Annotated in this window: 16 protein-coding genes and 1 pseudogene; 11 read left to right on the plus strand and 6 right to left on the minus strand. The window is 65.6% G+C overall.

The window, feature by feature from the left end; genetic code table 11:
* Positions 1–5: 5 nt before the first annotated feature.
* Complete coding sequence (locus ACGI6K_RS17900) at positions 6–2,417, minus strand: TonB-dependent receptor (RefSeq protein WP_376944796.1); 2,412 nt, start codon at positions 2,415–2,417, stop codon at positions 6–8.
* Positions 2,418–2,745: 328 nt separating this feature from the next.
* On the opposite strand from ACGI6K_RS17900, the gene ACGI6K_RS17905 reads away from it, so the two are divergent.
* The gene (locus tag ACGI6K_RS17905) at positions 2,746–3,663 is read left to right on the plus strand and encodes a LysR family transcriptional regulator (RefSeq protein WP_376944794.1); all 918 of its coding nucleotides are present in this window, start codon (positions 2,746–2,748) and stop codon (positions 3,661–3,663) included.
* Positions 3,664–3,681: 18 nt separating this feature from the next.
* Here ACGI6K_RS17905 and ACGI6K_RS17910 read toward each other — a convergent pair whose 3' ends face one another.
* Complete coding sequence (locus ACGI6K_RS17910) at positions 3,682–4,719, minus strand: ABC transporter substrate-binding protein (protein WP_376944792.1); 1,038 nt, start codon at positions 4,717–4,719, stop codon at positions 3,682–3,684.
* Positions 4,720–5,000: 281 nt separating this feature from the next.
* Between ACGI6K_RS17910 and ACGI6K_RS17915 the strand changes: the two genes are divergently transcribed.
* Genes ACGI6K_RS17915 through ACGI6K_RS17935 form a run of 5 tightly spaced genes read left to right on the plus strand, consistent with a single transcriptional unit; the run spans position 5,001 to position 9,440 of the window.
* Entirely contained in the window at positions 5,001–6,587 is a 1,587-nt protein-coding gene (locus ACGI6K_RS17915; RefSeq protein WP_376944790.1) for an ABC transporter permease, read from the plus strand.
* Positions 6,584–7,393, plus strand: a complete 810-nt coding sequence (locus ACGI6K_RS17920; protein WP_376944788.1) for an ABC transporter ATP-binding protein — start codon at positions 6,584–6,586, stop codon at positions 7,391–7,393. The genes ACGI6K_RS17915 and ACGI6K_RS17920 overlap by 4 nt, the downstream gene beginning before the upstream one ends.
* Before the next feature lie 60 nt (positions 7,394–7,453).
* On the plus strand, positions 7,454–8,293 hold the full coding sequence (locus tag ACGI6K_RS17925) for an energy transducer TonB (protein ID WP_394542981.1): 840 nt from the start codon (positions 7,454–7,456) through the stop codon (positions 8,291–8,293).
* Between the two features lie 33 nt (positions 8,294–8,326).
* Positions 8,327–9,037, plus strand: a complete 711-nt coding sequence (locus tag ACGI6K_RS17930; RefSeq protein WP_394542917.1) for a MotA/TolQ/ExbB proton channel family protein — start codon at positions 8,327–8,329, stop codon at positions 9,035–9,037.
* 1 nt (position 9,038) lies between these two features.
* Complete coding sequence (locus ACGI6K_RS17935; protein WP_377968807.1) at positions 9,039–9,440, plus strand: ExbD/TolR family protein; 402 nt, start codon at positions 9,039–9,041, stop codon at positions 9,438–9,440.
* 175 nt (positions 9,441–9,615) lie between these two features.
* Here the strand turns inward: ACGI6K_RS17935 and ACGI6K_RS17940 are convergent, their stop codons facing one another.
* From ACGI6K_RS17940 to ACGI6K_RS17955, 4 genes are all read right to left on the minus strand, one after another.
* Complete coding sequence (locus tag ACGI6K_RS17940; protein ID WP_376943367.1) at positions 9,616–9,912, minus strand: YceK/YidQ family lipoprotein; 297 nt, start codon at positions 9,910–9,912, stop codon at positions 9,616–9,618.
* Between the two features lie 574 nt (positions 9,913–10,486).
* Entirely contained in the window at positions 10,487–11,119 is a 633-nt protein-coding gene (gene ubiX / locus ACGI6K_RS17945; RefSeq protein ID WP_376943352.1) for a flavin prenyltransferase UbiX, read from the minus strand.
* Positions 11,120–11,123: 4 nt separating this feature from the next.
* Positions 11,124–12,476, minus strand: a complete 1,353-nt coding sequence (gene mpl, locus ACGI6K_RS17950) for a UDP-N-acetylmuramate:L-alanyl-gamma-D-glutamyl-meso-diaminopimelate ligase (protein WP_376943354.1) — start codon at positions 12,474–12,476, stop codon at positions 11,124–11,126.
* Positions 12,477–13,299: 823 nt separating this feature from the next.
* Positions 13,300–15,210, minus strand: a complete 1,911-nt coding sequence (locus ACGI6K_RS17955) for a sigma-54-dependent Fis family transcriptional regulator (protein WP_376943369.1) — start codon at positions 15,208–15,210, stop codon at positions 13,300–13,302.
* Between the two features lie 308 nt (positions 15,211–15,518).
* On the opposite strand from ACGI6K_RS17955, the gene exaC reads away from it, so the two are divergent.
* The 5 genes and pseudogenes from exaC (at position 15,519) to ppa (ending at position 21,369) form a co-directional block, all read left to right on the plus strand.
* Positions 15,519–17,039 carry an acetaldehyde dehydrogenase ExaC gene (gene exaC / locus ACGI6K_RS17960; RefSeq protein WP_376943356.1) on the plus strand — a complete coding sequence of 507 codons (1,521 nt, stop codon included), beginning with the start codon at positions 15,519–15,521 and terminating at the stop codon, positions 17,037–17,039.
* A 209-nt stretch (positions 17,040–17,248) separates the two neighbouring features.
* Positions 17,249–18,397, plus strand: coding sequence for an L-threonine dehydrogenase (gene yiaY, locus ACGI6K_RS17965; protein ID WP_376943358.1), 1,149 nt, complete (start codon positions 17,249–17,251; stop codon positions 18,395–18,397).
* A gap of 479 nt (positions 18,398–18,876) precedes the next feature.
* A pseudogene (locus ACGI6K_RS17970) lies at positions 18,877–19,533 on the plus strand (zinc-binding dehydrogenase).
* 123 nt (positions 19,534–19,656) lie between these two features.
* A complete protein-coding gene (locus ACGI6K_RS17975) occupies positions 19,657–20,481 on the plus strand; it encodes a zinc-dependent peptidase (RefSeq protein ID WP_376943360.1) in 825 nt (274 codons plus the stop codon).
* Between the two features lie 360 nt (positions 20,482–20,841).
* Positions 20,842–21,369 carry an inorganic diphosphatase gene (ppa, locus tag ACGI6K_RS17980; RefSeq protein WP_012699464.1) on the plus strand — a complete coding sequence of 176 codons (528 nt, stop codon included), beginning with the start codon at positions 20,842–20,844 and terminating at the stop codon, positions 21,367–21,369.
* The last annotated feature ends 112 nt before the right edge of the window (positions 21,370–21,481 follow it).

A 21,481-nucleotide genomic window follows, 5' to 3' on the forward strand; every position in this document is an offset into this window, starting at 1 on the left:
AAAACTCAGAAATCGAGGCGAGCGGTCAGGCCCGAGGTGCGCGGCGTACCGAGAATCCCCGTATAGCCACCGTTGGAGGCGCTCCACAGGCTGGTGTAGTAGGTCTTGTCGAAGGCGTTCTTCATCCAGAAGGAGATATCCCACTGGCTGTTGCCCAGGTCGCCGCGCAGACCGGTGGAGAGATTGACCACCGCATAGCTGGGGATCTGGGCGTACTCGGAGTCTTCCATGGTCCCGACCGCCCGGTAGCGGAAGGCGTAACTGGCGTTCAAATAGGGTTGCAGGCCGTTGTCCAGCCGCCACTGGTAATGGCCGTTGAGGTTGGCGATCCAGCGCGACGCGCCGACCACCCGGTGGCCGGTGAGGTCGCAGGAAGCCGGCGCGCCACTGCGCAAAGAGACTTCGGGTGGACAGGGGCCGTCCTTGTAGTCGGTGTAGCGGACATCGTTGAAGGAACCGTTGGCGTTGATCGTGAGACCCCGGATCGGTCGCCAGGTGGTTTCCACTTCGAGACCGCGGGAGCGCACGTCGCCGGCGTTGGTCAGGTACGAGGAGCGCGCCTCGGGGTCGTAGGCGTTGGCCTGGTAGCCGTGCACCTGGGTCCAGAACAAGTTGGCGTTGAACAGCAGGGTGCCGTCCAGCAGGGTGCTCTTGAAGCCCAGCTCGGCGTTGTTGACCCGCTCCGTGCCAACCAGCAGCGAGTCCGCCCCAGCGATGGGCGCGCTGGACACGCTCAGGTTGACGCCGTCGGACTTTTCACCATGGGACAGGGAGGCATAGCCGAGCCAGCGGTCGTTGAAGCGGTAGCTCAGGGCGAGCAGTCCGGACGGGCTGAAGCTGTACAGATTGAGGTCGCCGGAGTCATAGGCACGGACCGAGGCGGCCGTGGTACCGCTCGCCGAGTTGCCACCGGTCGGTGCATAGCGCTTGACCCTGGCGTCCTTCTCCTCATAGGTGCCACGGATGCCGGCGGTCAGTTCCAGCTTCGGGGTGATGTGCCAAGTGCCCTGGGCGAACAGCGCATAACTGTCGGTCTCGATGCGGCCCTTGCCAGTGCTTCTGACATTGGCCAGTGCGCCGGGCGCGGTGCCGTAATAGACATCGGCCATCGGGCCGTATGAGAAGAACGTCTTGTTATCCAGGTCCTTCTTGAAATAGTAGGCGCCGAGCACATAGTCGAAGACGTCGCCGGTGGGCGAAGCTAGGCGGATCTCTTGCGAATACTGCTTGTCGCGTACCGCGACGCCGGCGTTGATCGCAGCCGAGATGCCCAGATAGTCGAGATCGTTGCGCGGAGTGAAGTCCCACCAGCGGTAGGCGCTGATCGAGGTCAGAGTGAAATCGTTGGGCAAGGTCCAGTTGGCCTCCAGGGAGGTACCGCCTTGGAACACGGTGACCTTCTGATCGGAATCCAGGTCGACCTTGCGCGCCCTGGCCTTGACCAGCCGCGCCCCGGCCGCGGTCGCCCGCTGCTCGTAGCGATTGACGCCATTGATGGTCGGGCCAGAGCTGTAGAGCGTTGAAGTACCGTTGTCGGAGTCTTCCTCGTTGTATTCGCCGATCCAGCGCAGGTTGAAGGTTTCGCTAGGTTTCCACAGCAGTTGCCCGCGGAAACCCTGGCGTGAGCCGCCATTGAGTTCATCACCGTCGTGGATGTTCTTTATGTAGCCGTCGTCGCGGGTGCGATAGGCCGAGAGACGTCCCGCCAGCGTATCGCCCAAGGGGCCGGAGACGCTGCCCTTGGTCTGGAAATAGCCGTCCTCTCCCCCGGAAATCTCGACGCTGCGCTCATGGTGAAAAGTCGGCTTGCGGCTGGTGATGTTGACCACCCCCGCCGTGGTGTTCTTGCCGAACAGCGTGCCCTGGGGGCCGCGCAGCACGTCGATCTGTTCCACGTCCAGCAGATCGAATACGGCCATGCCGGGCCGCTCTAGGTAGACGTTGTCCAGGTAGGTGCCGACCGCCGGCTCCATGCCGTCGCTGGCCGGGTTGTTGCCCAGGCCACGGATGGAAATGCTCGACTGGCGGGCGTGCACATAGGAAACGTTGGTGCTGGGCACCAGTTGCTGCAGGTCCTGGATGCGGTAGATGCGATGGTTTTCCAGGGTCTGCGCGTCCACGCTGTTGATCGGTATCGGCACGTCCTGGACGCTTTCCTCGCGGCGCCGGGCATTGACGGTGACGGTGCCCAGGCGCTGGCCGCTCCTCGAAGCAACCTGGGCAGTCACTGCCGGCGCCGATTCGCCACCGGCCTCGCCGACCGCCTCGGCATTGGCTTCGGCGAGCGTGGTCCGCTCATCGGCCCGGAGCGGCAAGGACACGCCCAGGCCAACAAGCGCAATCGCCAGCCCCAGGGCGTGCCGCGCACGAGTCGGCCGGCGCGGCACTGGGGTGGAGGGGGAGGTTCGGTCTCTCATCGTCGTCTCGCTCCTTGGCGAAGCGGGCTCCTTTTCTTTCCGGAAGGCGAAGGGAGCCCCTGTCGCGCCTATGGGCGCAACGCGTGGATTCTGTTCACGGGAGTGGTTCCGGGCCCGCCGTGTATCGACACGGCGCCCCGGATCAACAGCGGAGGGAAAGGGTTCTGTTCATCGGCGATCAACCACGGTAGCCATGCATAGGCATATTCAATTAACGTCTAAGCAAATAAAATTTATTGCATTGACGGAATAAGAGCCTGCATTTAAAACCAGTCCGTCGGGTGTGACAAATGCCCTGGATTTATATTTTGAATGCCGGGAGAGCATCGTGGATCTACGCCAGCTCCGTCATTTTCTCGCCCTCGTGGAACACCGCAGCTTCGTCCGCGCCGCCAATGCCGTGCGCATCACGCAGCCGGCCTTCAGCCGCAGTATTCAGGGCCTGGAGCAGGAACTGGGTTGCCAGTTGATCGACCGGGGTGCCAAGGATCTGCGCCCTACACCCGAGGGCCTGGTGGTCCTGCAATACGCGCAGGAATTGGTGCGCGGCGCCAGCAACCTGGCCCATGAGGTCAAGCGCATGGGCAAGCTGGATGCCGGCGAGCTCTGCTTCGGTTGCGGGCCGGCGCCCGCGGCGCGGCTGGTGCCCGAGACCATGGCACTGTTCGTTCGCCAGTATCCCGGTATCCATGTGCGTTTCGAGGTGAACAACTGGGAGCGTTTGGCACGTCAGTTGAACAAGGATGAGATCGAGTTTTTCGTCGCCGACATTCGTTACTTCAGAACGAACCCGAACTTCCAGACCTTGCCACTGGAGCCCCGCCCAAGCGTCTATTTCTGCCGACCGGGGCATCCTCTGCTCGATCGGGCCCGGCTGACGCTTGGCGATCTGCTCGACTATCCGCTAGCTTCGGCCCGGATCCCCCTGGAGACACGCAAGACACTGGCGAACCTGAAAGGGGTCACCGATTTCAAGCTCAATATCGAGTGCGACCACCTGCCCGCACTGGAGCAGATCGTGCGTGGCAGCGATACCGTCGGCATCACCACGGCCGAAGCGATCCAACCGTCGCTGGAGGCGCGGAGAATGGTGCGTCTGCCGGTCGATCTGCCGCATGCCGAACGGCCTGGAGCCCAGTGCGGCATCGTCACGCGTACCGGCTATCGCGTATCCGCGGCCGCGCGGGCCATGATCGATCTGCTCTGCGAGCAGGATCGCCGGCTACACCCGGCGACGGCGGCCTGAAGCCGCCGCTTCGAGGTTCTATTGGCTTTGCTGCCCGACCGCCTGTCTCAGAAAGCGGTCGTCCACCCAGCCCTGAACATCGAATCCCTTACGGATCAGCCGTTGCCGCAGCGCCAGATCCACGCTCGCCTGCAACTGGGCAAGAAAGCCTTGATCCAGGGTTGCAGAGAATCTTTCGCTGAAATTGGCGTCGGCCAGATCAGTTTGCAGCAACCCTGGCGGGTAGCTGGCCAACCGCGAGACCAGCTCGATATACGCCTGCTTGTTCTCCCCGTTGCGCAACCAGGCCACTGCCTGCTGCTGCGCGCGCACTAGCCGGGCAGTCAATTCGGGGTGGCCATCCACGAAGGCGCCGTTGCCAATCAGCACGCTTTGCACGCTGCCCGCGCCGCCCAGATTGTCGGTATTCAATGGCAGCTCCGCCACACCACGCTGGCGCAGGACAATCAGCCCGGCGCCGGCCCAGGTGGCGTCGATCTGTTTCGCCGCCAGCGCGGCGTTAGCGGCGCTGGCATCCAGGCTGATCACCTGCAGGTCGCGCTCCTGAAGGCCCTGGCTGGCCAGCGCGGCATCGAACGAGAGTTGATAGGCAGTGCCGCGGAATACCGCGACGCGCTTGCCCTTGAGGTCGCCCAGGGTACGAATGCCAGAACCGGGAAGCACGGCCAGATACATCCTGGCATTGCGTGTGAGGGCAGTGAGCAGGCGGGTATCTAGCCCATTGGACTTGCCGATGATCGCCCCCAGGTCGCCGAGAAAGGCGAAATCCACCTGCCCGTTGGCCAGTGACTCGTTGATGGCCGGACCGGCACCCTTGAAAAAGTTCCAGCGCACTTCGATGCCATCCGCGGCGAATTCCTTTTCGAGTATCCGTTGTTCACGCAGCACATCGACCACACCGTTGCCGCTGGGCTGGGCTCCCGCACTCAGATCCGGCACCGCGATGCGGATTTCCCGCACTGCGGGAGCGGCCTGGACACAGGCATCAAGCGCCGGGAGTCCCAGCAAAAAAGAAAGGAATAAGGTCGTGGATAGTCTGCGAAGAATTCTGCCCATGATGTTTCTCATATCAAGCTGGAAAGTGGCGCGACCTTAGATTGAGAAGGGCAATATCCATAAATATCCAAAAGTAATTTTTATTTGTGTAAACAGCATAAGCCCGATATGCCGCAGGGCGGCCGATATATATGCATCGACGACATTGAAAGTATTCATTGAATGCATTGGAGATGAATCGAACAGCGCCGTTTTAATGATCCAGTTATCACGCAACAGAATTAAAAAATTCAATCATATCCATATATCGAATATACATAGCCGTACTGGATCAAGCCGAGATGTCCCGAACAATCACTGCTTCGTACAGTCCCACGCGGTCCAGCCTACTCGTCCGCCGAGGCGGCGACAGTCTGCTGCCCTGGCTGGTGCCGGCCGGAATCTTCCTGGCCTGGAGCCTGGCGAGCCATTTCGGCTGGATGAGCCGGCAAGTGCTGCCGCCGCCTTCGCTGGTCTGGCAGACCCTGCTGGAACTCGGCGGCGGCGAGCTTTGGGAACATCTGGGCATCAGCCTACGGCGCCTGGCCCTCGGTCTGCTGGCAGGGGTCGCCGCCGGCGCCTTATTGGGCGCTACGCTCGGCGCCAACGCCCGCCTGGAGCGGCTGGTCTACCCAACCTTCTCCAGCTTGGCGCAGGTGCCGACCCTGGCCTGGATTCCCCTGTTCATGCTGTTCTTCGGCATCGGCGAAGCCCTCAAGCTGGTGGTGCTGATCAAGGCCGTGGTGGTACCGATGACGGTGCATACCCTGGTCGGCGTGCGCGATACCCAACCGCGGCTGCGCGAAGCCGCGGCGGTGCTGCGCCTGACGCCGCACCTGTGCCTGTGGCGATTGACCGTACCTGCCGCCCTGCCTTCCTTCATGGCCGGCCTGCGCATCGCCCTGAGTACCGCCTGGTCCTCGCTGCTGGCGGTGGAGTTGCTGGCCTCCAGCGAAGGCATCGGCTACCTGATGGTCTGGGGCCGGCAGTTGTTCATGCTGGACATCGTCTTCGTCTGCATCCTGGTGATCGGCCTGCTCGGCGTGCTGATGGACAAGGGCATCGCCCTGCTAGACCGGCGCCTGCTGTTCTGGCCGCACCCACCGCTCGCGGAGTTCCGCCGGGGGCATATAAAGAGCGACTGGCAGCACCTGGAACCCTGGCTGCTGCCGTTGGCGCTGCTGGGCCTCTGGCAACTGGCCTGCAGCCGGCAATGGATCGACGCCAATATTCTGGTGGCGCCAATGGCGGTGCTGCACAGCATCTGGTCCGGATTACTCGACGGCAGCCTGGGCGAAGCCCTGGCGCGTAGCTTCGGCCGCGCCCTGGGCGGGCTGCTGCTGGGCGGTGGCCTGGGTCTGGCCATGGGCATCCTGCTTGGCCTGTGGAGGCCCGGCGAACGCCTACTCGGCCCGACCCTCGGCGTGCTGCGCCATGTGGCGATCTTCGCCTGGGTGCCGCTGATCACCGCCTGGTTCGGACTGGGCGAAGCGGCCAAGTTGGTGTTCGTCGCTTTCGCCACCTTTTTCCCGCTGTTCATCGCCACCCGGCGGGGCATCGCCAACCTTTCGCCGCAACTGGACGAAGCGGCGCGGGTGCTGCGCCTGAACCACCGCCTTCGCCTGACTTGCCTGGTGCTGCCGGGTGCTGCCCCGGCGATCTTCGCCGGCCTGCGCCTAGCGCTGATCTACGCCTGGCTGAGCACCATCGGCGCCGAGTATTTCATGCCCTCGGATGGCGGCATCGGCAGCCTGATGATCGCGGCTCAGCAACTATTCCAGATGGACCGGATCATGGCCGCCATGTCGCTGATCGGCCTCACCGGTGCCCTGATCAATACCCTCGGACAACTGATCGAAGCGCGCGCCACGCGCTGGAGAAACGCATGACCGATGCCCTCGCCTCCTCGACCGCCGCGCTGCCGACGGTCCGTCTGAACAAGGTCGGCAAACGCTTTCCCCTCGAAAACGGCGAGCTGGAAGCGATCCGTGACTTCACCCTGGATATTCGCGAAGGCGAATCCATCGCCATCCTCGGTTCCAGCGGCTGTGGCAAGTCCACCCTGTTGCGACTGCTGATCGGCTTGGACGAAACCTTCGACGGACAGATCCTCATCGACGGCCAGCCGGTGCGCGGCATCGGCAGCGAACGCGGCATCGTGTTCCAGGAACATCGCCTGTTCCCCTGGTTGAACGTGGCGCAGAACGTCGATCTTGGGCTGGTCAACGAGAACCTGCCGCCGGAGCAGCGCCGCCGCCGGGTCGAGGAGTTCATCCGACTGGTGGAGCTGGACGGTTTCCAGCGCGCCTATCCGCATCAGCTTTCCGGCGGCATGGCGCAGCGGGTGGCGATTGCCCGCGGCCTGGTGGCCAGCCCGCGCATCCTCCTGCTGGACGAGCCGTTCGCCGCCCTCGATGCCCTGACCCGCCAGCAAATGCAGGAAGAGCTGCAGGCAATCCGCGCCCGCTCCGGCATCACCAGCCTGCTGGTCACCCACGATGTGGAAGAGGCCATCTTCATCGCCGACCGGGTGGTGGTGATGGCACCCCGTCCAGGCAGGATCAAGCACATCGTCGAAATCGGTCTGCCGCATCCTCGCGACCGGGCCGGCTACGACTTCCACCGGCTGCGCCAGGAGTTGCTGTCCGAACTGACCGGCGGTTCGCCGAACGATCGCCGGCAGCCACGGCGATGAATTATCGAGCCTGAGAAATCAGCCGAGCGGGCTATCGTTTCGATACCTTGGAGCTTATCCATGAACCCTGTCCTGAAAGCCAACGTTCCCGGCATTGAGTCGTGGCCCGACGGCCGCCTGCCAGGCGAGGTGCTCGATCTGGCCGTGCCGATCCGGCGCGCCCTGGGCGCCGTGCGCTTCGTGGCGCTGGATACGCGCCCGCTGCGCCGCCGGGAAGCGCTCCTGCTCGGTGCCCTGGCGCTGGCGCTACACGCCGGCGCCCTGCACTGGTTTGGCCGCCACAGCGCGCCGCCCCTGCCGGAAGTCCCCGTGCAAATCCCCCCCATGACCATCGAGTTCAGCAGCTCGGCGCCGCCCACCGAGCCGCTCGAACCAGCGCCGCCGCCACCGGCGGTCGCCGCAGCGGAGCCGCCTCCCCCTGCGCCGGTGGTCGAGGAACTGGCCCCTAGGAAGGCGCCGCCCAAACCGCCCAAACCCCAGCCGCCCAGGCAGAAAGCCGAAGCCAAGCCGGCCAGGACACCTCCGGCCAAAGCCGAGGCGCCACCCGCTCCGCCGGCACCCCCGGCTCCCCCGGCACCAGCCGCCCCGGCATCGGCGCCCGCGCCCGCCCAGGCCCCGCTCACGCCGCCCTCGGCCGGCGCCGGCTATCTGAAGAACCCGGCACCCGAATACCCGGCCCTGGCCCTGCGCCGCAATTGGGAAGGCAGCGTCCTGCTGCGCGTGCACGTGCTGGCCAGCGGCAAGCCGAGCGAGATCCGCGTCCAGCAGTCCAGCGGCCGCGACCTGCTCGACGAAGCCGCGGTCGCCGCGGTCCGTCGCTGGAGCTTCGTGCCCGCCAAGCGCGGCGACCAGGCCCAGGACGGCTGGGTGACCGTGCCCATCGATTTCAAACTGAACTAACCCATCCGCACCCTTCTTCAGGAGGAACCCACCATGGATCTGCTCGGCAACCCCTTCGCCTCGGTCGAACATGTCGTCATCTGGGTCTTGATCGGCTTTTCCGTCCTCACCTGGGGCCTGGCCCTGATCAAGGCCGTCCAGTTCGCCCGCCTCAGATACCGCGACCGCCGGCTGCTGAAACACTTCTGGCAGGCGCCCAGCCTGGACAGCGCCGCCGAACTGGTCCAGCGCCAGGCCGGCGCCGTGGCCCATGTCGCCCAGGCCGGCTTCGCCGCCATCCGGGAGGAGCCCGGCCAGCACGACCTGGCCCATTCGATCAACCACCAGGACCGCCTCGAACGGGCCTTGCGCCAGCAGATCCAGCGCGAACGCCGCTCCCTGGAGTCCGGCCTGGCGGTGGTCGCCTCGATCGGCTCCACCTCCCCCTTCATCGGCCTGTTCGGCACCGTCTGGGGCATCATGGAAGCGCTCAAGGGCATCAGCGCCGCCGGCTCGGCCAGCCTGGAAACCGTCGCCGGCCCGATCGGCGCCGCCCTGGTCGCCACCGGCGTGGGGATCGCCGTCGCGGTGCCCGCCGTGCTGGTCTACAACTACTTTTTGCGCCGCCTGAAGCTGACCGCCGCGGACCTCGACGACTTCGCCCACGACTTCTACAGCCTGGCGCAGAAGAGCGCCTTCAAGCTGATCCCGTATCCGCGCGCCGGCCGGAACCAGGGTGTCCAGCACATCAAGGAGGCGATCTGAGATGGCCTTCTCGACCCAGGAAAGCGACGAAGTCCTCAGCGAGATGAACGTCACGCCGCTGGTCGACGTGATGCTGGTGCTGCTGGTGGTGTTCATCGTCACCGCGCCGATGCTGACCAACAGCATTCCCATCAACCTGCCCAAGACCGAGGTGGTCGCCCCGCCGGACACCAAGGACCCGCTGGTGGTGAGCATCGACGGCAGCGGCAAGCTGTTCATCGGCCAGGACGAGATCCAGCCCGACCTGCTGGAAAGCAACCTGCAGGCGGCCAAGGCCGCGGATGCCGAGCTGCGCGTGCAGTTGCAGGCCGACGACCAGGTGGACTACGGCGTGGTGGCCAGGGCCATGGCCGCCATCGAGCGGGCGGGAATCACCAAACTCGCGGTGATCACCGCAAGATGAATGAGCGTCTCGCTCCGCGATCGGAGAAGTTTGTGCGGGGTCTTGAGAAAGGCGATCTTCAGAGCCGGCCCTTCCAAGGCCCCTGCGTAAACGCCCCCGCTAATCGGATCGAATCAATATCGCTGGTTTCTCCGGGGCTGTGCCCTTAGCTACAGAAGAGCCGGCCCCGAGCCGCTCAGAGACCGCCGGACACGTTCAGCGCCACCCCCAGCTCGGCGGCCAAGGTGAAGGGCAGGAACAGGGTATCCAGCAGGACACTGCCCGGCAGGTCGAGAGCGGGATGAGGGGGCGGCTCGGCGCCGAAGTGGTCGAGCGGGCAGCAGCCGCCGTGGATCGCGTACCAGTCCAGGCGAGTGCCGGAGTAGACCAGCGGCACATCCGGTCTGTTGGCGTTCAGGGTACGCAAGGTGGCGCAGCCGGCCAGCAGGCTCAGCGCGGCCAGCAGGGCTCCCGCGGCGATTCGATGGGACATGCCCGGAAGGGTTGTCGAAGCCAATGACTATGCTCCAGTGGATCTTGGGTCTGCCGAGGTTCTGGAGCGGCGCGCCAAGACCTCGACCGAGCATGCTCGTTTCCGGCCGAACGACCTGAGAATATGCCGCTTCCAGATGTACTGCACCGCTCTCAGCCATTCGCGCTGCCCGTTATCCCGAACCCTTGCCGGATGAGCGGCGGGCTCAACGGTTTGCTCTTGGGCTAGGGCCTCTGTTAACACTACTCTTTGCGAGCCGCGTTGCTGCGCCAAATGGCGCCAGGTGAGGCGCGGGACGCAGGGAATGGCATTCCCTTGCCAAGTCCCGCAACGACGCATGGCGCCATTTGCCGCGCCGCCCAGGGACGGGCCTGTTTTTGCGCGGTGCGTCGTTGCTCGTCGTTTATTTGCAAACCAAACCTCTCTCCTCGCGCCTAACCCCGTGCAAAAACAGGCTCTGTCGCGGCCGCGCGGAGTAGTGTTAACAGGCCTTAGAGCACCGGCGCGATCAAGGCAATGCGGTCGCGTCTCGAGAAGGCACGGCGCCCTCCACGAAGGGCGGCCGGGCCACAGGCTATTCCTCGCAACTGCTCCGATGATGCTCGCCCCAGCGCGGCAGCATGTCTTGGGGAATGTCCAGCAGGTTGAGGATGCGCGCCACCACGAAGTCGACCAGGTCGTCGAGGCTCTGCGGCTGGTGGTAGAACCCCGGCGAGGCCGGCAGGATGATCGCGCCGAGGTTCGACAGCTTGAGCATGTTCTCCAGGTGGATGCTCGAGTACGGCGCCTCGCGCGGCACCAGGATCAACTGGCGGCGCTCCTTGAGAGCCACGTCGGCGGCGCGCTCGATCAGGTTGTTGCAGGCGCCGCTGGCGATCGCCGACAGACTGCCGGTCGAACAGGGCACCACCACCATGGCGTTCGGCGCGCTGGAGCCGGACGCCGGCGGCGCCAGCCAGTCCTCCTGGCCGAACACGCGGATCTGTCCGGGCGCCGCGCCGGTGTATTCGCTGAGGAAGGCCTGCATGGCCTGCGGCTTGCCCGGCAGGGTGACGTCGGTCTCGGTGGCGACCACCAGTTGGGCGGCCTTGGAAATCAGGAAATGCACCTCGCGCTCCTCCTGCACCAGGCAGTCGAGCAGGCGCAGGCCGTACTGGGCGCCGGAGGCGCCGGTCATCGCCAGGGTGATGCGTTGCGGTCCGGCCATCACGTCAGTCCTCCAGAGCACTGGCCAGCTTGCCGTGCAGACCGCCGAAACTGCCGTTGCTCATGATCACCACCTGGGTGCCGGGCGCCGCCTGGCTCACGACCCGAGCGATGATCGCCTCCAGCGATTCGCAGACCACCGCCGGTACCGGGCAGGCGGCCGCGGTGGCGGCCAGGTCCCAGCCGAGGTTCGGTGGTGCGTACCAGACCACCTGGTCGGCCTGGGCCACCGCCGCCGGCAGACCGTCGCGGTGGGCGCCGAGCTTCATGGAATTGGAGCGCGGCTCGATCACCGCGATGATCGGCGCCTCGCCGACACGCTTGCGCAGACCGTCGAGGGTGGTGGCGATGGCCGTCGGATGGTGGGCGAAGTCGTCGTAAAGGGTCACGCCGCGCACCTCGGCGACCTTCTCCATCCGCCGCTTGACGTTACGGAAGCCGCCCAGCGCGACAATGCCCTGCTCCGCCACCACGCCCACGTGGCGCGCCGCCGCCAGGGCGGCCAGAGCATTGGCGACGTTGTGCCGGCCGCTCAGCTCCCAGTCGACCACCCCCTGCGGCATGCCTTCGAAGCGCACCTCGAAGCGCGAGCCGTCCTCGACCAGCAGGCGCGCCTGCCACTGGCCACCCTCGCCGGTGGTCTGCACCGGGGTCCAGCGGCCCATGGCGAGCATCCGCTCGATGGCCTCTTCGATGGCCGGGTAGATGATCAGCCCCTGGCTCGGGATGGTCCGCACCAGATGGTGGAATTGCCGCTTGATGGCCGCCAGATCCGGAAAAATGTCCGCATGGTCGAATTCCAGGTTGTTGAGGATCGCGGTCCGCGGCCGGTAGTGGACGAACTTCGAGCGCTTATCGAAGAAGGCGCTGTCGTACTCGTCGGCCTCGACCACGAAGAAGTCGCTGCCGCCCAGGCGCGCCGAGACGCCGAAGTTCTGCGGCACCCCGCCGATCAAAAAGCCCGGGCTCATGCCGGCCTGTTCCAGTACCCAGGCCAGCATGCTGGTGGTGGTGGTCTTGCCGTGGGTGCCGGCCACCGCCAGCACCCAGCGCCCCTGCAGCACATGGTCGGCCAGCCACTGCGGACCGGAGACGTAGGGCAGGCCCTGGTTCAGCACGTACTCCACCGCCGAGTTGCCGCGCGACAGGGCATTGCCGATCACCACCAGGTCCGGCGCCGGCTGCAGGTGGCCGGGCGCATAGCCCTGCATGAGCTCGATACCCTGGGCCTCCAACTGGGTGCTCATGGGCGGGTAGACGTTGGCGTCGGAGCCGGTGACACGATGTCCCAGTTCCTTCGCCAGAACCGCCAGCGAGCCCATGAAAGTGCCGCAGATGCCGAGTATGTGGATGTGCATGAATGAATCCTGGCCAGAAAAGCGATGCGCGGCAGATTAGCACAGCGCTCGGCGCCGCAGCAGGCGGCCGGGCGCTGCGGGCAGGGCAATCGCATGAAGCGCTCGCCTGATACCGGACTGGAAAGATTGTGTGCCGGTCGTTCCGGCCTGATCTTCAAATCCGGTGCATCGGCTGCTTGCCGAGGGGCTGGATACTTCCTGTTTCGGCCCCTCGGCCGAGTCACTTTCTCTTTGCGCGCGCAAAGAGAAAGTAACCAAAGAGAAAGCGCGCCCGATCATTCGGCCCCGGCTACGCCGGGGTTCCCTCGCTCCGGCGCCGCTCCGAGAGTCGTCTCACAAGGGGCATCCATGCCCCTCGTACGACTCTCGCCGCTTCCCTGCGGCTCGCCCCTCTACGCGACCCCTGCGCTCGGCCTTCTGAACGGGAGTCGGGCTCCGGGTTGCCTGAAAGCGCTTTCGCTCTTGCGGCACGGCTTGTCAGGCCGCGCCGAATGCCCCCTTCAAGAGGCCGAGCGGAATCGTCGTGGAAGGGGTCGAGCGGCAAGGATGCCGCGAGAGCCGCGATGGGCCATGGATGGCCCTTCGCGGCGAGCCCTTGGAACGGCGATGCAGGAAGGGAACCCGGAGCGAAGCGTAGGGCCGGATGAGGGGGTGGCCTTCTTTTGGGTTACTTTTTCGTGGCCAGGCAAGAAAAAGTGACTCGGCCGGGGGGCCGAAACAGGGACTGTCCGGCTACTCGGCAAGCAGCCATGCCAAGGATCACACAATCTTTCCAGTCCGGTATCGGAAAGACATTTCATGCGATTGCCCTGGCGCTGCGGGCTCAGTCGCCTTCGCGGCGGATGCCGTGGCGCTGCAGCTTGCGATAGAGGGTATTGCGGCTGATGCCGAGCAGCTCGGCGGTGCGGCTCACGTGCCAGTGATTGGCCTCGAGGACGGCCAGCAGGGCATCGCGTTCGGCCTGCTCCAGGAGGCCGTTGGTTTCCAGCGGCGCCGGTGTCGGCAGTACCGGGGCCAGGCGCAGCTCCGCCGGCAGATCGGCCAGACGGATCAGGCCATCCTCGCAGAGCGCCACCTGGGCACGCAGCACGCTGCGCAACTGGCGCACGTTGCCCGGCCAGGCATAGGCGAGCAGTGCTTGACGCGCCGCCGGTTCGAGCCGGATCGCCTCGCCGCGCGCCTCGCGCTCGAGCAGGTGGTCGATCAGTTCACCCTTGTCGCTCCGCTCACGCAGCGGCGGCAGGGTCACCGCCAGGCCGTCCAGGCGGTAGAACAGGTCCTCGCGGAACAGCCCGGCGGCGACCCGCTCGCGCAGGTCGCGGTGGGTGGCGCTGATCACCCGAATATCCACCGGCTCCGGCTCGCCGCCGATGGGTACCACCTGGCGCTCGTCGAGCACGCGCAACAGGCGGGTCTGCAGCGCCAGCGGCATGTCGCCGATCTCGTCGAGGAACAGGGTGCCGCCGTCGACCTGCTGCAACTTGCCGCGCATGCCTTCCTTGCGCGCGCCGGTGAAGCTGCCGCCGCGGTAGCCGAATAGCTCGCTCTCGATCAGGCTCTCCGGGATCGCCGCGCAGTTCAGCGCGACGAACGGCCGCTCGGCGCGGCTGCCGGCCTGGTGCACGGCCTTGGCGAAGGCCTCCTTGCCGGAACCCGTCTCGCCGTGCAGCAACAGCGGCACGTCGCGCTCGATCACCCGCAGCGCACGACGGAAGGCCTGTTGCAACGCGGTATCGCCCAGGCAGATGCTCGCCGACACCGCGGGCGAGGCGGCCTCCATTACCGGCACCGCGCCCACCGGACAACGCGCCCGGCCGCGCAGCAAGGCGAAGAGTATCCGGCCGTCCTGGACGCGCAGCGGCCAACTGGCGCTCGGCTGCCCGCTGGCCAGCGCCAGCAAATCGTCCAGGCGCGAGGCGAAAAGGGACTCGACCGACTGGCCGAGCAGTTCGCGGCGGCTGCCGCCGAGCAGGTTGATGGCGGTCTGGTTGACCGCCAGCACCCGCCCTTCGCCGTCGAAGGCCAACAGCCCCTCGCTGAACAGCCCGACGTATTCGGCCTGCAGGTGAAAACGCAGCAGCCAGTCGTTCTCGAAGCGGCGCAGGAAATAGCAGCTCTCGATCACCTTGGCCGAGAGGTTGACCAGTGCCATGGTGTGAAACTGGCTCTGCCGCGACACGTTGTCCTGCAGCGTGGAGACGTCGAGCACCGCGAGCAGTTCGCCGTGCGGGTCGAACACCGGGCTGGCCGAGCAGGTCAGGCCGGTGTGGCAACTGCGGAAGTGCTCCTCCTGCTGGATGGTCAGCGGCTGGCGCTCGACCAGGCAGGTGCCGATACCGTTGGTGCCCTCGCGGGCCTCGCTCCAGTCGGCGCCCAGCCAGAGTCCGGCGTGCTCGAAGATCGACTGCTCGGCGGCGGCGCTGACGCGGTTGAGGATCACCCCGTGGGCATCGCTCAGCAGCACGGCGTGAGCGCTGCCGGCCAGTTGCAGGTGGAGGTTGTTCATTTCACCGCTGGCGATCTCCAGCACCCGCCGCAGGCGCTCGCGGCGCTCCAGCAGGTGGCCGTACTCCAGCACGCTGGGCGCCAGCGGCTGCGACGGGTCGAGCTGGTGCTGCTCCAGGCAACGCAGCCAGGAGCGGGCGATCGAGGGATCGTTGGCCGGTCCGATGGCTTTTCCCTCGGCCAGGGTTTTCACCTGATGAACATGGCGAAGCATGCGGTTCGCTTGCATTGTCATTGTTGTCTCCGCAGTGATCAGCGGGCAGCTCCCATACTGACCCCGCAGCATCGTCCAGCCGGGGCGGCTTTGCAATGGCGTCACGTCCGGCGCCGACCGATACTGCCAAGCGGGCAGGACAAAATGTCACCCCCCTGTTTCAACCCTGCCACAGGGTATCCCGCCCCATTCCGAAAAGCTGCGGCGAATCCGCACAGGTACTGGGGTTGCGGCACTCTGGCACGCCCCTTGCTGCATCCATTCGCAGATGTGCTCTTGCGCACTCCCCCGAAAGATAGAACGATAAGAATCAGGAGAATTCCATGCGGTATGCCCATCCTGGCAGTGAAGGCGCCATCGTTTCTTACAAGGTCCGCTACGGCAACTATATCGGCGGACAGTTCGTGCCTCCGGTGAAAGGCCATTACTTCACCAACAGCTCGCCGGTCACCGGCGAAAAATTCGCCGAATTTCCCCGCTCCACCGCCGAGGATATCGATAAGGCATTGGACGCCGCCCACGCCGCTGCCGGCGCCTGGGGCCGTACCTCGGTGCAGGAGCGCGCCGCGGTCTTGCTGAAGATCGCCGACCGCATCGAGCAGAACCTAGAAGTGCTGGCCGTCACCGAAACCTGGGACAACGGCAAACCGGTCCGCGAGACCCTTAACGCCGACGTGCCGCTGTCCGCCGACCACTTCCGCTACTACGCCGGCTGCATCCGCGCCCAGGAAGGCAGCGCCGGCGAGATCAACGAGAACACCGTCGCCTACCACTTCCACGAGCCGCTGGGCGTGGTCGGCCAGATCATCCCGTGGAACTTCCCGCTGCTGATGGCCGCCTGGAAGCTGGCCCCGGCCCTGGCCGCCGGCAACTGCATCGTGCTCAAGCCGGCCGAGCAGACCCCGCTGTCGATCACCGTGCTAGTCGAACTGATCGGCGACCTGCTGCCGCCGGGCGTGCTGAACATCGTCCAGGGCTTCGGCCGCGAGGCCGGCGAGGCGCTGGCGACCAGCAAGCGCATCGCCAAGATCGCTTTCACCGGCTCCACCCCGGTGGGCGCGCACATCCTCAAGTGCGCCGCCGAAAACATCATCCCGAGCACCGTCGAGCTGGGCGGCAAGTCGCCGAACATCTTCTTCGAGGACATCATGCAAGCCGAGCCGGCCTTCATCGAGAAGGCTGCCGAAGGCCTGGTGCTGGCCTTCTTCAACCAGGGCGAGGTGTGCACCTGCCCGTCGCGCGCACTGATTCAGGAATCCATCTACGACGACTTCATGAAAGTCGTGATGAAGAAGGTCGGCCAGATCAAGCGTGGCCATCCGTTGGACACCGACACCATGGTCGGTGCCCAGGCGTCCAGCCAGCAGTTCGAGAAGATCCTCTCCTACCTGGAGATCGCCCGCAGCGAGGGCGCCGAAGTGCTGACCGGCGGCGCCGCCGAACGCCTGGAAGGCAGCCTGGCCAGCGGCTATTACATCCAGCCGACCCTGCTCAAGGGCCACAACAAGATGCGCGTGTTCCAGGAAGAGATCTTCGGCCCGGTGGTCGGCGTCACCACCTTCAAGGACGAGGCCGAGGCCCTGGCCATCGCCAACGACACCGAGTTCGGCCTGGGCGCCGGCCTCTGGACCCGCGACATCAACCGCGCCTACCGCATGGGCCGCGGCATCCAGGCCGGCCGCGTGTGGACCAACTGCTACCACCTGTACCCGGCGCACGCCGCCTTCGGTGGCTACAAGAAGTCCGGCGTCGGCCGCGAAACCCACAAGATGATGCTAGACCACTACCAGCAGACCAAGAACCTGCTGATCAGCTACGACATCAACCCGCTGGGCTTCTTCTGATGCGCGACCCCGGCCCCCGCCGACGGGGCCGGGAGCGGATCCAGACGGTCTGGGCGAGTCCTCGCCCGAATCACGGTAAAACCTGGCCGATGGGAGTATCCCCCCACGAGTGCCCGCGTACGCGACCCGCGCGAGCACGGGGAAGATCGACCGCGGCCGCCTGGTGTGCAAGGTCGCTTTAAAAACAAGACAAACGAGAGGAAAACCTCATGAGCAGCACCTTCTTCATCCCTGCAGTGAACATGATGGGCATCGGCAGCCTCGACGAGGCCATGGGCGCAATCAAGAACCATGGTTTTCGCAAGGCGCTGATCGTCACCGACGCCGGGCTGGCGAAAGCCGGCGTAGCCGACAGGGTCTCCCAGTTGCTGACTCAGCAGGATATCGCTTCCGTTCTCTACGACGGCGCCAAGCCGAACCCCACCGTCAGCAACGTCGAGAACGGCCTGGCCCTGCTCAAGAGCAGCGGCGCCGATTTCGTCATCTCCCTGGGCGGCGGCTCGCCGCACGACTGCGCCAAGGGCATCGCCCTGGTCGCGGCCAACGGCGGCCACATCAGCGACTACGAAGGCGTCGACCGCTCGGCCCGCCCGCAACTGCCGCTGGTCTCCATCAACACCACCGCCGGCACCGCCAGCGAGATGACCCGCTTCTGCATCATCACCGACGAAGCGCGTCACGTGAAAATGGCCATTGTCGACCGCAACGTCACGCCGCTGCTGTCGGTCAACGATCCCTCGCTGATGGCCGCCATGCCCAAGGGCCTGACCGCCGCCACCGGCATGGACGCGCTGACCCACGCGATCGAAGCCTACGTCTCCACCGCCGCCACCCCGATCACCGACGCCTGCGCCCTGAAGGCCGTCGAACTGATCTTTGCCAACCTGCGCAACGCCGTGGCCAACGGCGGCGACATGACCGCCCGCGAGAACATGGCCTACGCCCAGTTCCTCGCCGGCATGGCCTTCAACAACGCTTCCCTGGGCTACGTGCACGCCATGGCTCACCAGTTGGGCGGCTTTTACGACCTGCCCCACGGCGTCTGCAACGCAGTCCTGCTGCCGCATGTGGAAAGCTTCAACGCCAGCGTCTGTCCCGAGCGCCTGCGCGACGTGGCCAAGTCCATGGGCATCGACGTCCAGGGCCTGAGCGCCGAACAGGGCGCCCAGGCGGCCCTCACCGCTATCCGCACCCTGTCCAAGGACATCGGCATCCCCGGTGGCTTGAAGGAGCTGGGCGCCAAGGCCGACGACATCCCGGTCCTGTCCGCCAACGCTCTGAAGGACGCCTGTGGCCTGACCAACCCGCGTCCGGCCGACCAGCAGCAGATCGAAGAAATCTTCCGCAACGCCTTCTAAGGCGACGGATCGCCCGGGCCGCCGGACCGCTCCGGCCGGCCCGGGCTTTCCGGTCTCACTGTGCTCCCCGCCGCACTCCACCTCTCTGGTGGCGGCGGGCGGTTTTTTGGAAAGCGCTCCCGGAAGCCGAGCGGCCCCGCCCGCAATGCCGCTCTCTTCGGCGGCGAGCAGAAGCTGTACGTGTACAACCGAACGCTCCACCAAGGCCGCGCTCGAACGGCGCATGACGGCGCTGGAAGAAGCCGAGGACTGGCCGGGCCGCGACATCGGTATCTTTCCCGGTGCGATGTGGATCTTTCTCGAATAGGGCGCCATCTGCTGGAGGACAGGACGTCCGCTGACACGTAAAGGCTGTTCGAGGAATCGCTGCTTGGGTTTGGCGCGACGACCGTGGCGGCGATCCGCCCCCGTCCTGGCGAGCAGGTCCGATCGGAGCATTTACTGAAGGAGCCATCCATCCGCGCCACGGGGAGTACATCATGGCCCAGACGATGAAAGCGGCCGTTGTCGTCGAATTCGGCAAACCGCTAAAAATTCGCGAAGTGCCAATGCCCACGCCCGGCCCCGGACAACTGCCGGTGAAGATCGCCGCCTGCGACATCTGCTACACCGACCTGCACGCCGTCGAAGGCGATTGGCCGGTCAAGCCCGAACCGCCGCTCATTCCCGGCCACGAAGGCGTGGACCAGGTGGTCGCCATGGACGTCGACGACGCCAAGCTGAAACTCGCCCGGCAGCTCGGCACCAGCCTCACGGTCAACTCCCGCGACCAGGACCCGGCGGCCTTCTTGCACAAGGAAATCGGCGGCACGCACGGCGTGTTGCTCACCGCCGTCTCGCCGAAGGCCTTCGAGCAGGTTATGGGCATGGCCCGCCGCGGTGGCACCGTCGCCCTCAACGGCTAGCCACCCGGCGAGTTCAGCCTGTCGAACTTCGACATGCTGCTCAACGGCACCATAGTGTGCGGCTCCATCGTCGGCACCCGCCTGGACCTGCAGGAAGCGCTAGACTTCGCCGACCAGGGCAAAGTTCGCGCCACGCTCGCCAGCGAACCGCTGGAGAACATCAACGACATCTTCGTCCGCATGCACAGGGGGCAGATCGAAGGGCGCATCGTCGCCGACTTCGCCGCTTGAATCGGGGGCGCGCCATCGATCGCCCTCCCTGTCGCGGGGCGAACTTGCGCCCGCCGACACAGGCCTTGCCCCGCGCCCGCGGCACCCTTAAGGTGGCTTCTCTGCGTTCTGGAGCCCTTGCCGATGTGGTCCTTCCACGCCTGGCGCCGCCGGCGCATCCTCGCCCGTATCCCGGTCGATCCCGAACTCTGGCGCCAGGTACTCGACAGCCTGCCGATCCTCGACGGCCTGAGCGCCGAGGAGACCTGGCGGCTGCGCGAGCGCTGCGTGCTCTTCCTGCACGCCAAGCGGCTCACCACGCTGCCGGGAGTCGAGCTGGACGCCTTCGCCCGCCTGCGCCTGGCCGCCCAGGCCGAACTGCCCTTGCTCAACCTGCCGGAACTCGACTGGTACCGGGGCTTTCACGAGTTGGTGCTGTACTCCGACGACTTCCTCAGCCCGCAGAAGCACCGCGATGCTGCCGGCGTGGTTCACGAATGGGATGCCGAACACAGTGGCGAGGCCTGGCAGCAAGGCCCGGTAATCCTCGCTTGGCCGGGGATCGCCGCCAGCGGCGGGTGGGACGGCTACAACTTGGCGATCCACGAATTGGCGCACAAGCTGGACATGCTCGACGGCGACCCCAACGGCCTGCCGCCGCTGCACGCCGACATGCGCCTACAGGACTGGGCAGCCGCCCTGCAGACGGCCTACGACGACCTCAATGCCCGCCTGGAAGCCGACCCGGACGCCGAAATGCCGATCGACTCCTACGCCGCCGAGGACCCGGCGGAATTCTTCGCGGTGACCAGCGAATATTTCTTCAGTGCCCCGGACCTGCTCGTCGAGGCCTACCCGGCGGTCTACGAGCAGCTGACCGCTTTCTATCGCCAGGACCCGCTGGCACGATTGCGCCGCCTGCAGGTCGAAGATCCCCGGTACCGTACAGCGGTCCGGCCGGTGAGCTAGGGCGTGTCATCAGTTGTTTCCCTCGTTGCGACGGAGCCTGTTTTGGCACAGGGCAAGGCGCGAGAAGAGAAGTTTGGTCATTCTAAACGAACGACGAGCAACGCAGCGCTGTGCCAAAACAGGCCCGTCCCTGCGGGTGGGGCCGCCTAGGTTGTGCCGAAAATGGGGCCATGCGGCGTTGCAGCCTTTGGCAAGGGAATGCCATTGCCTGTAGGCTGCGCCTTGCCTGGCCCCATTTCCGGCGGCAACGTAAGCGGGGGAAACAACTGATGACACGCCCAGGAACCGGCCTCATGGCACGCGCACGGGAATCTACCTATAATCCCGGCCACTTTTCGGCCTTTCCTTGAGAATCAGTCCATGAGCTATAGCAAGATCCCTGCGGGCAAAGACCTGCCGAACGACATTTACGTCGCGATCGAGATCCCGGCCAACCATGCGCCGATCAAGTACGAGATCGACAAGGACAGCGACTGCCTGTTCGTCGACCGCTTCATGGCCACGCCGATGTTCTACCCGGCCAACTACGGCTACATCCCCAACACCTTGGCCGATGACGGCGACCCGTTGGACGTGCTGGTGGTGACGCCCTACCCGGTCGTCCCCGGCTCGGTAATCCGCGCCCGCCCAGTCGGCGTGCTGCACATGACCGACGAGAGCGGCGGCGACGCCAAGCTGATCGCCGTCCCGCACGACAAGCTCACCGTCCTCTACCAGCACGTGAAGGAGTACACTGACCTGCCAGCACTGCTGCTGGAGCAGATCAAGCACTTCTTCGAGAACTACAAGGACCTCGAAAAGGGCAAGTGGGTGAAGGTCGAGGGCTGGGGCGACGCCGAGGCGGCCCGTGCCGAAATTCTCAAGGCCGTTGCAGCCTATCAGAAATAAGCTCCCCTTCCGGAAGGGCCGGCCACCGGGCCGGCCCTTCCATTTTCGCCTTCGCTACGCCGCAGAGCCCCGCTCGCCATCCGCGCACGGCAAGCGTTTCTTGAATCGAAGC

Source organism: Azorhizophilus paspali (assembly GCF_043587585.2).
Lineage (GTDB): Bacteria > Pseudomonadota > Gammaproteobacteria > Pseudomonadales > Pseudomonadaceae > Azotobacter > Azotobacter paspali.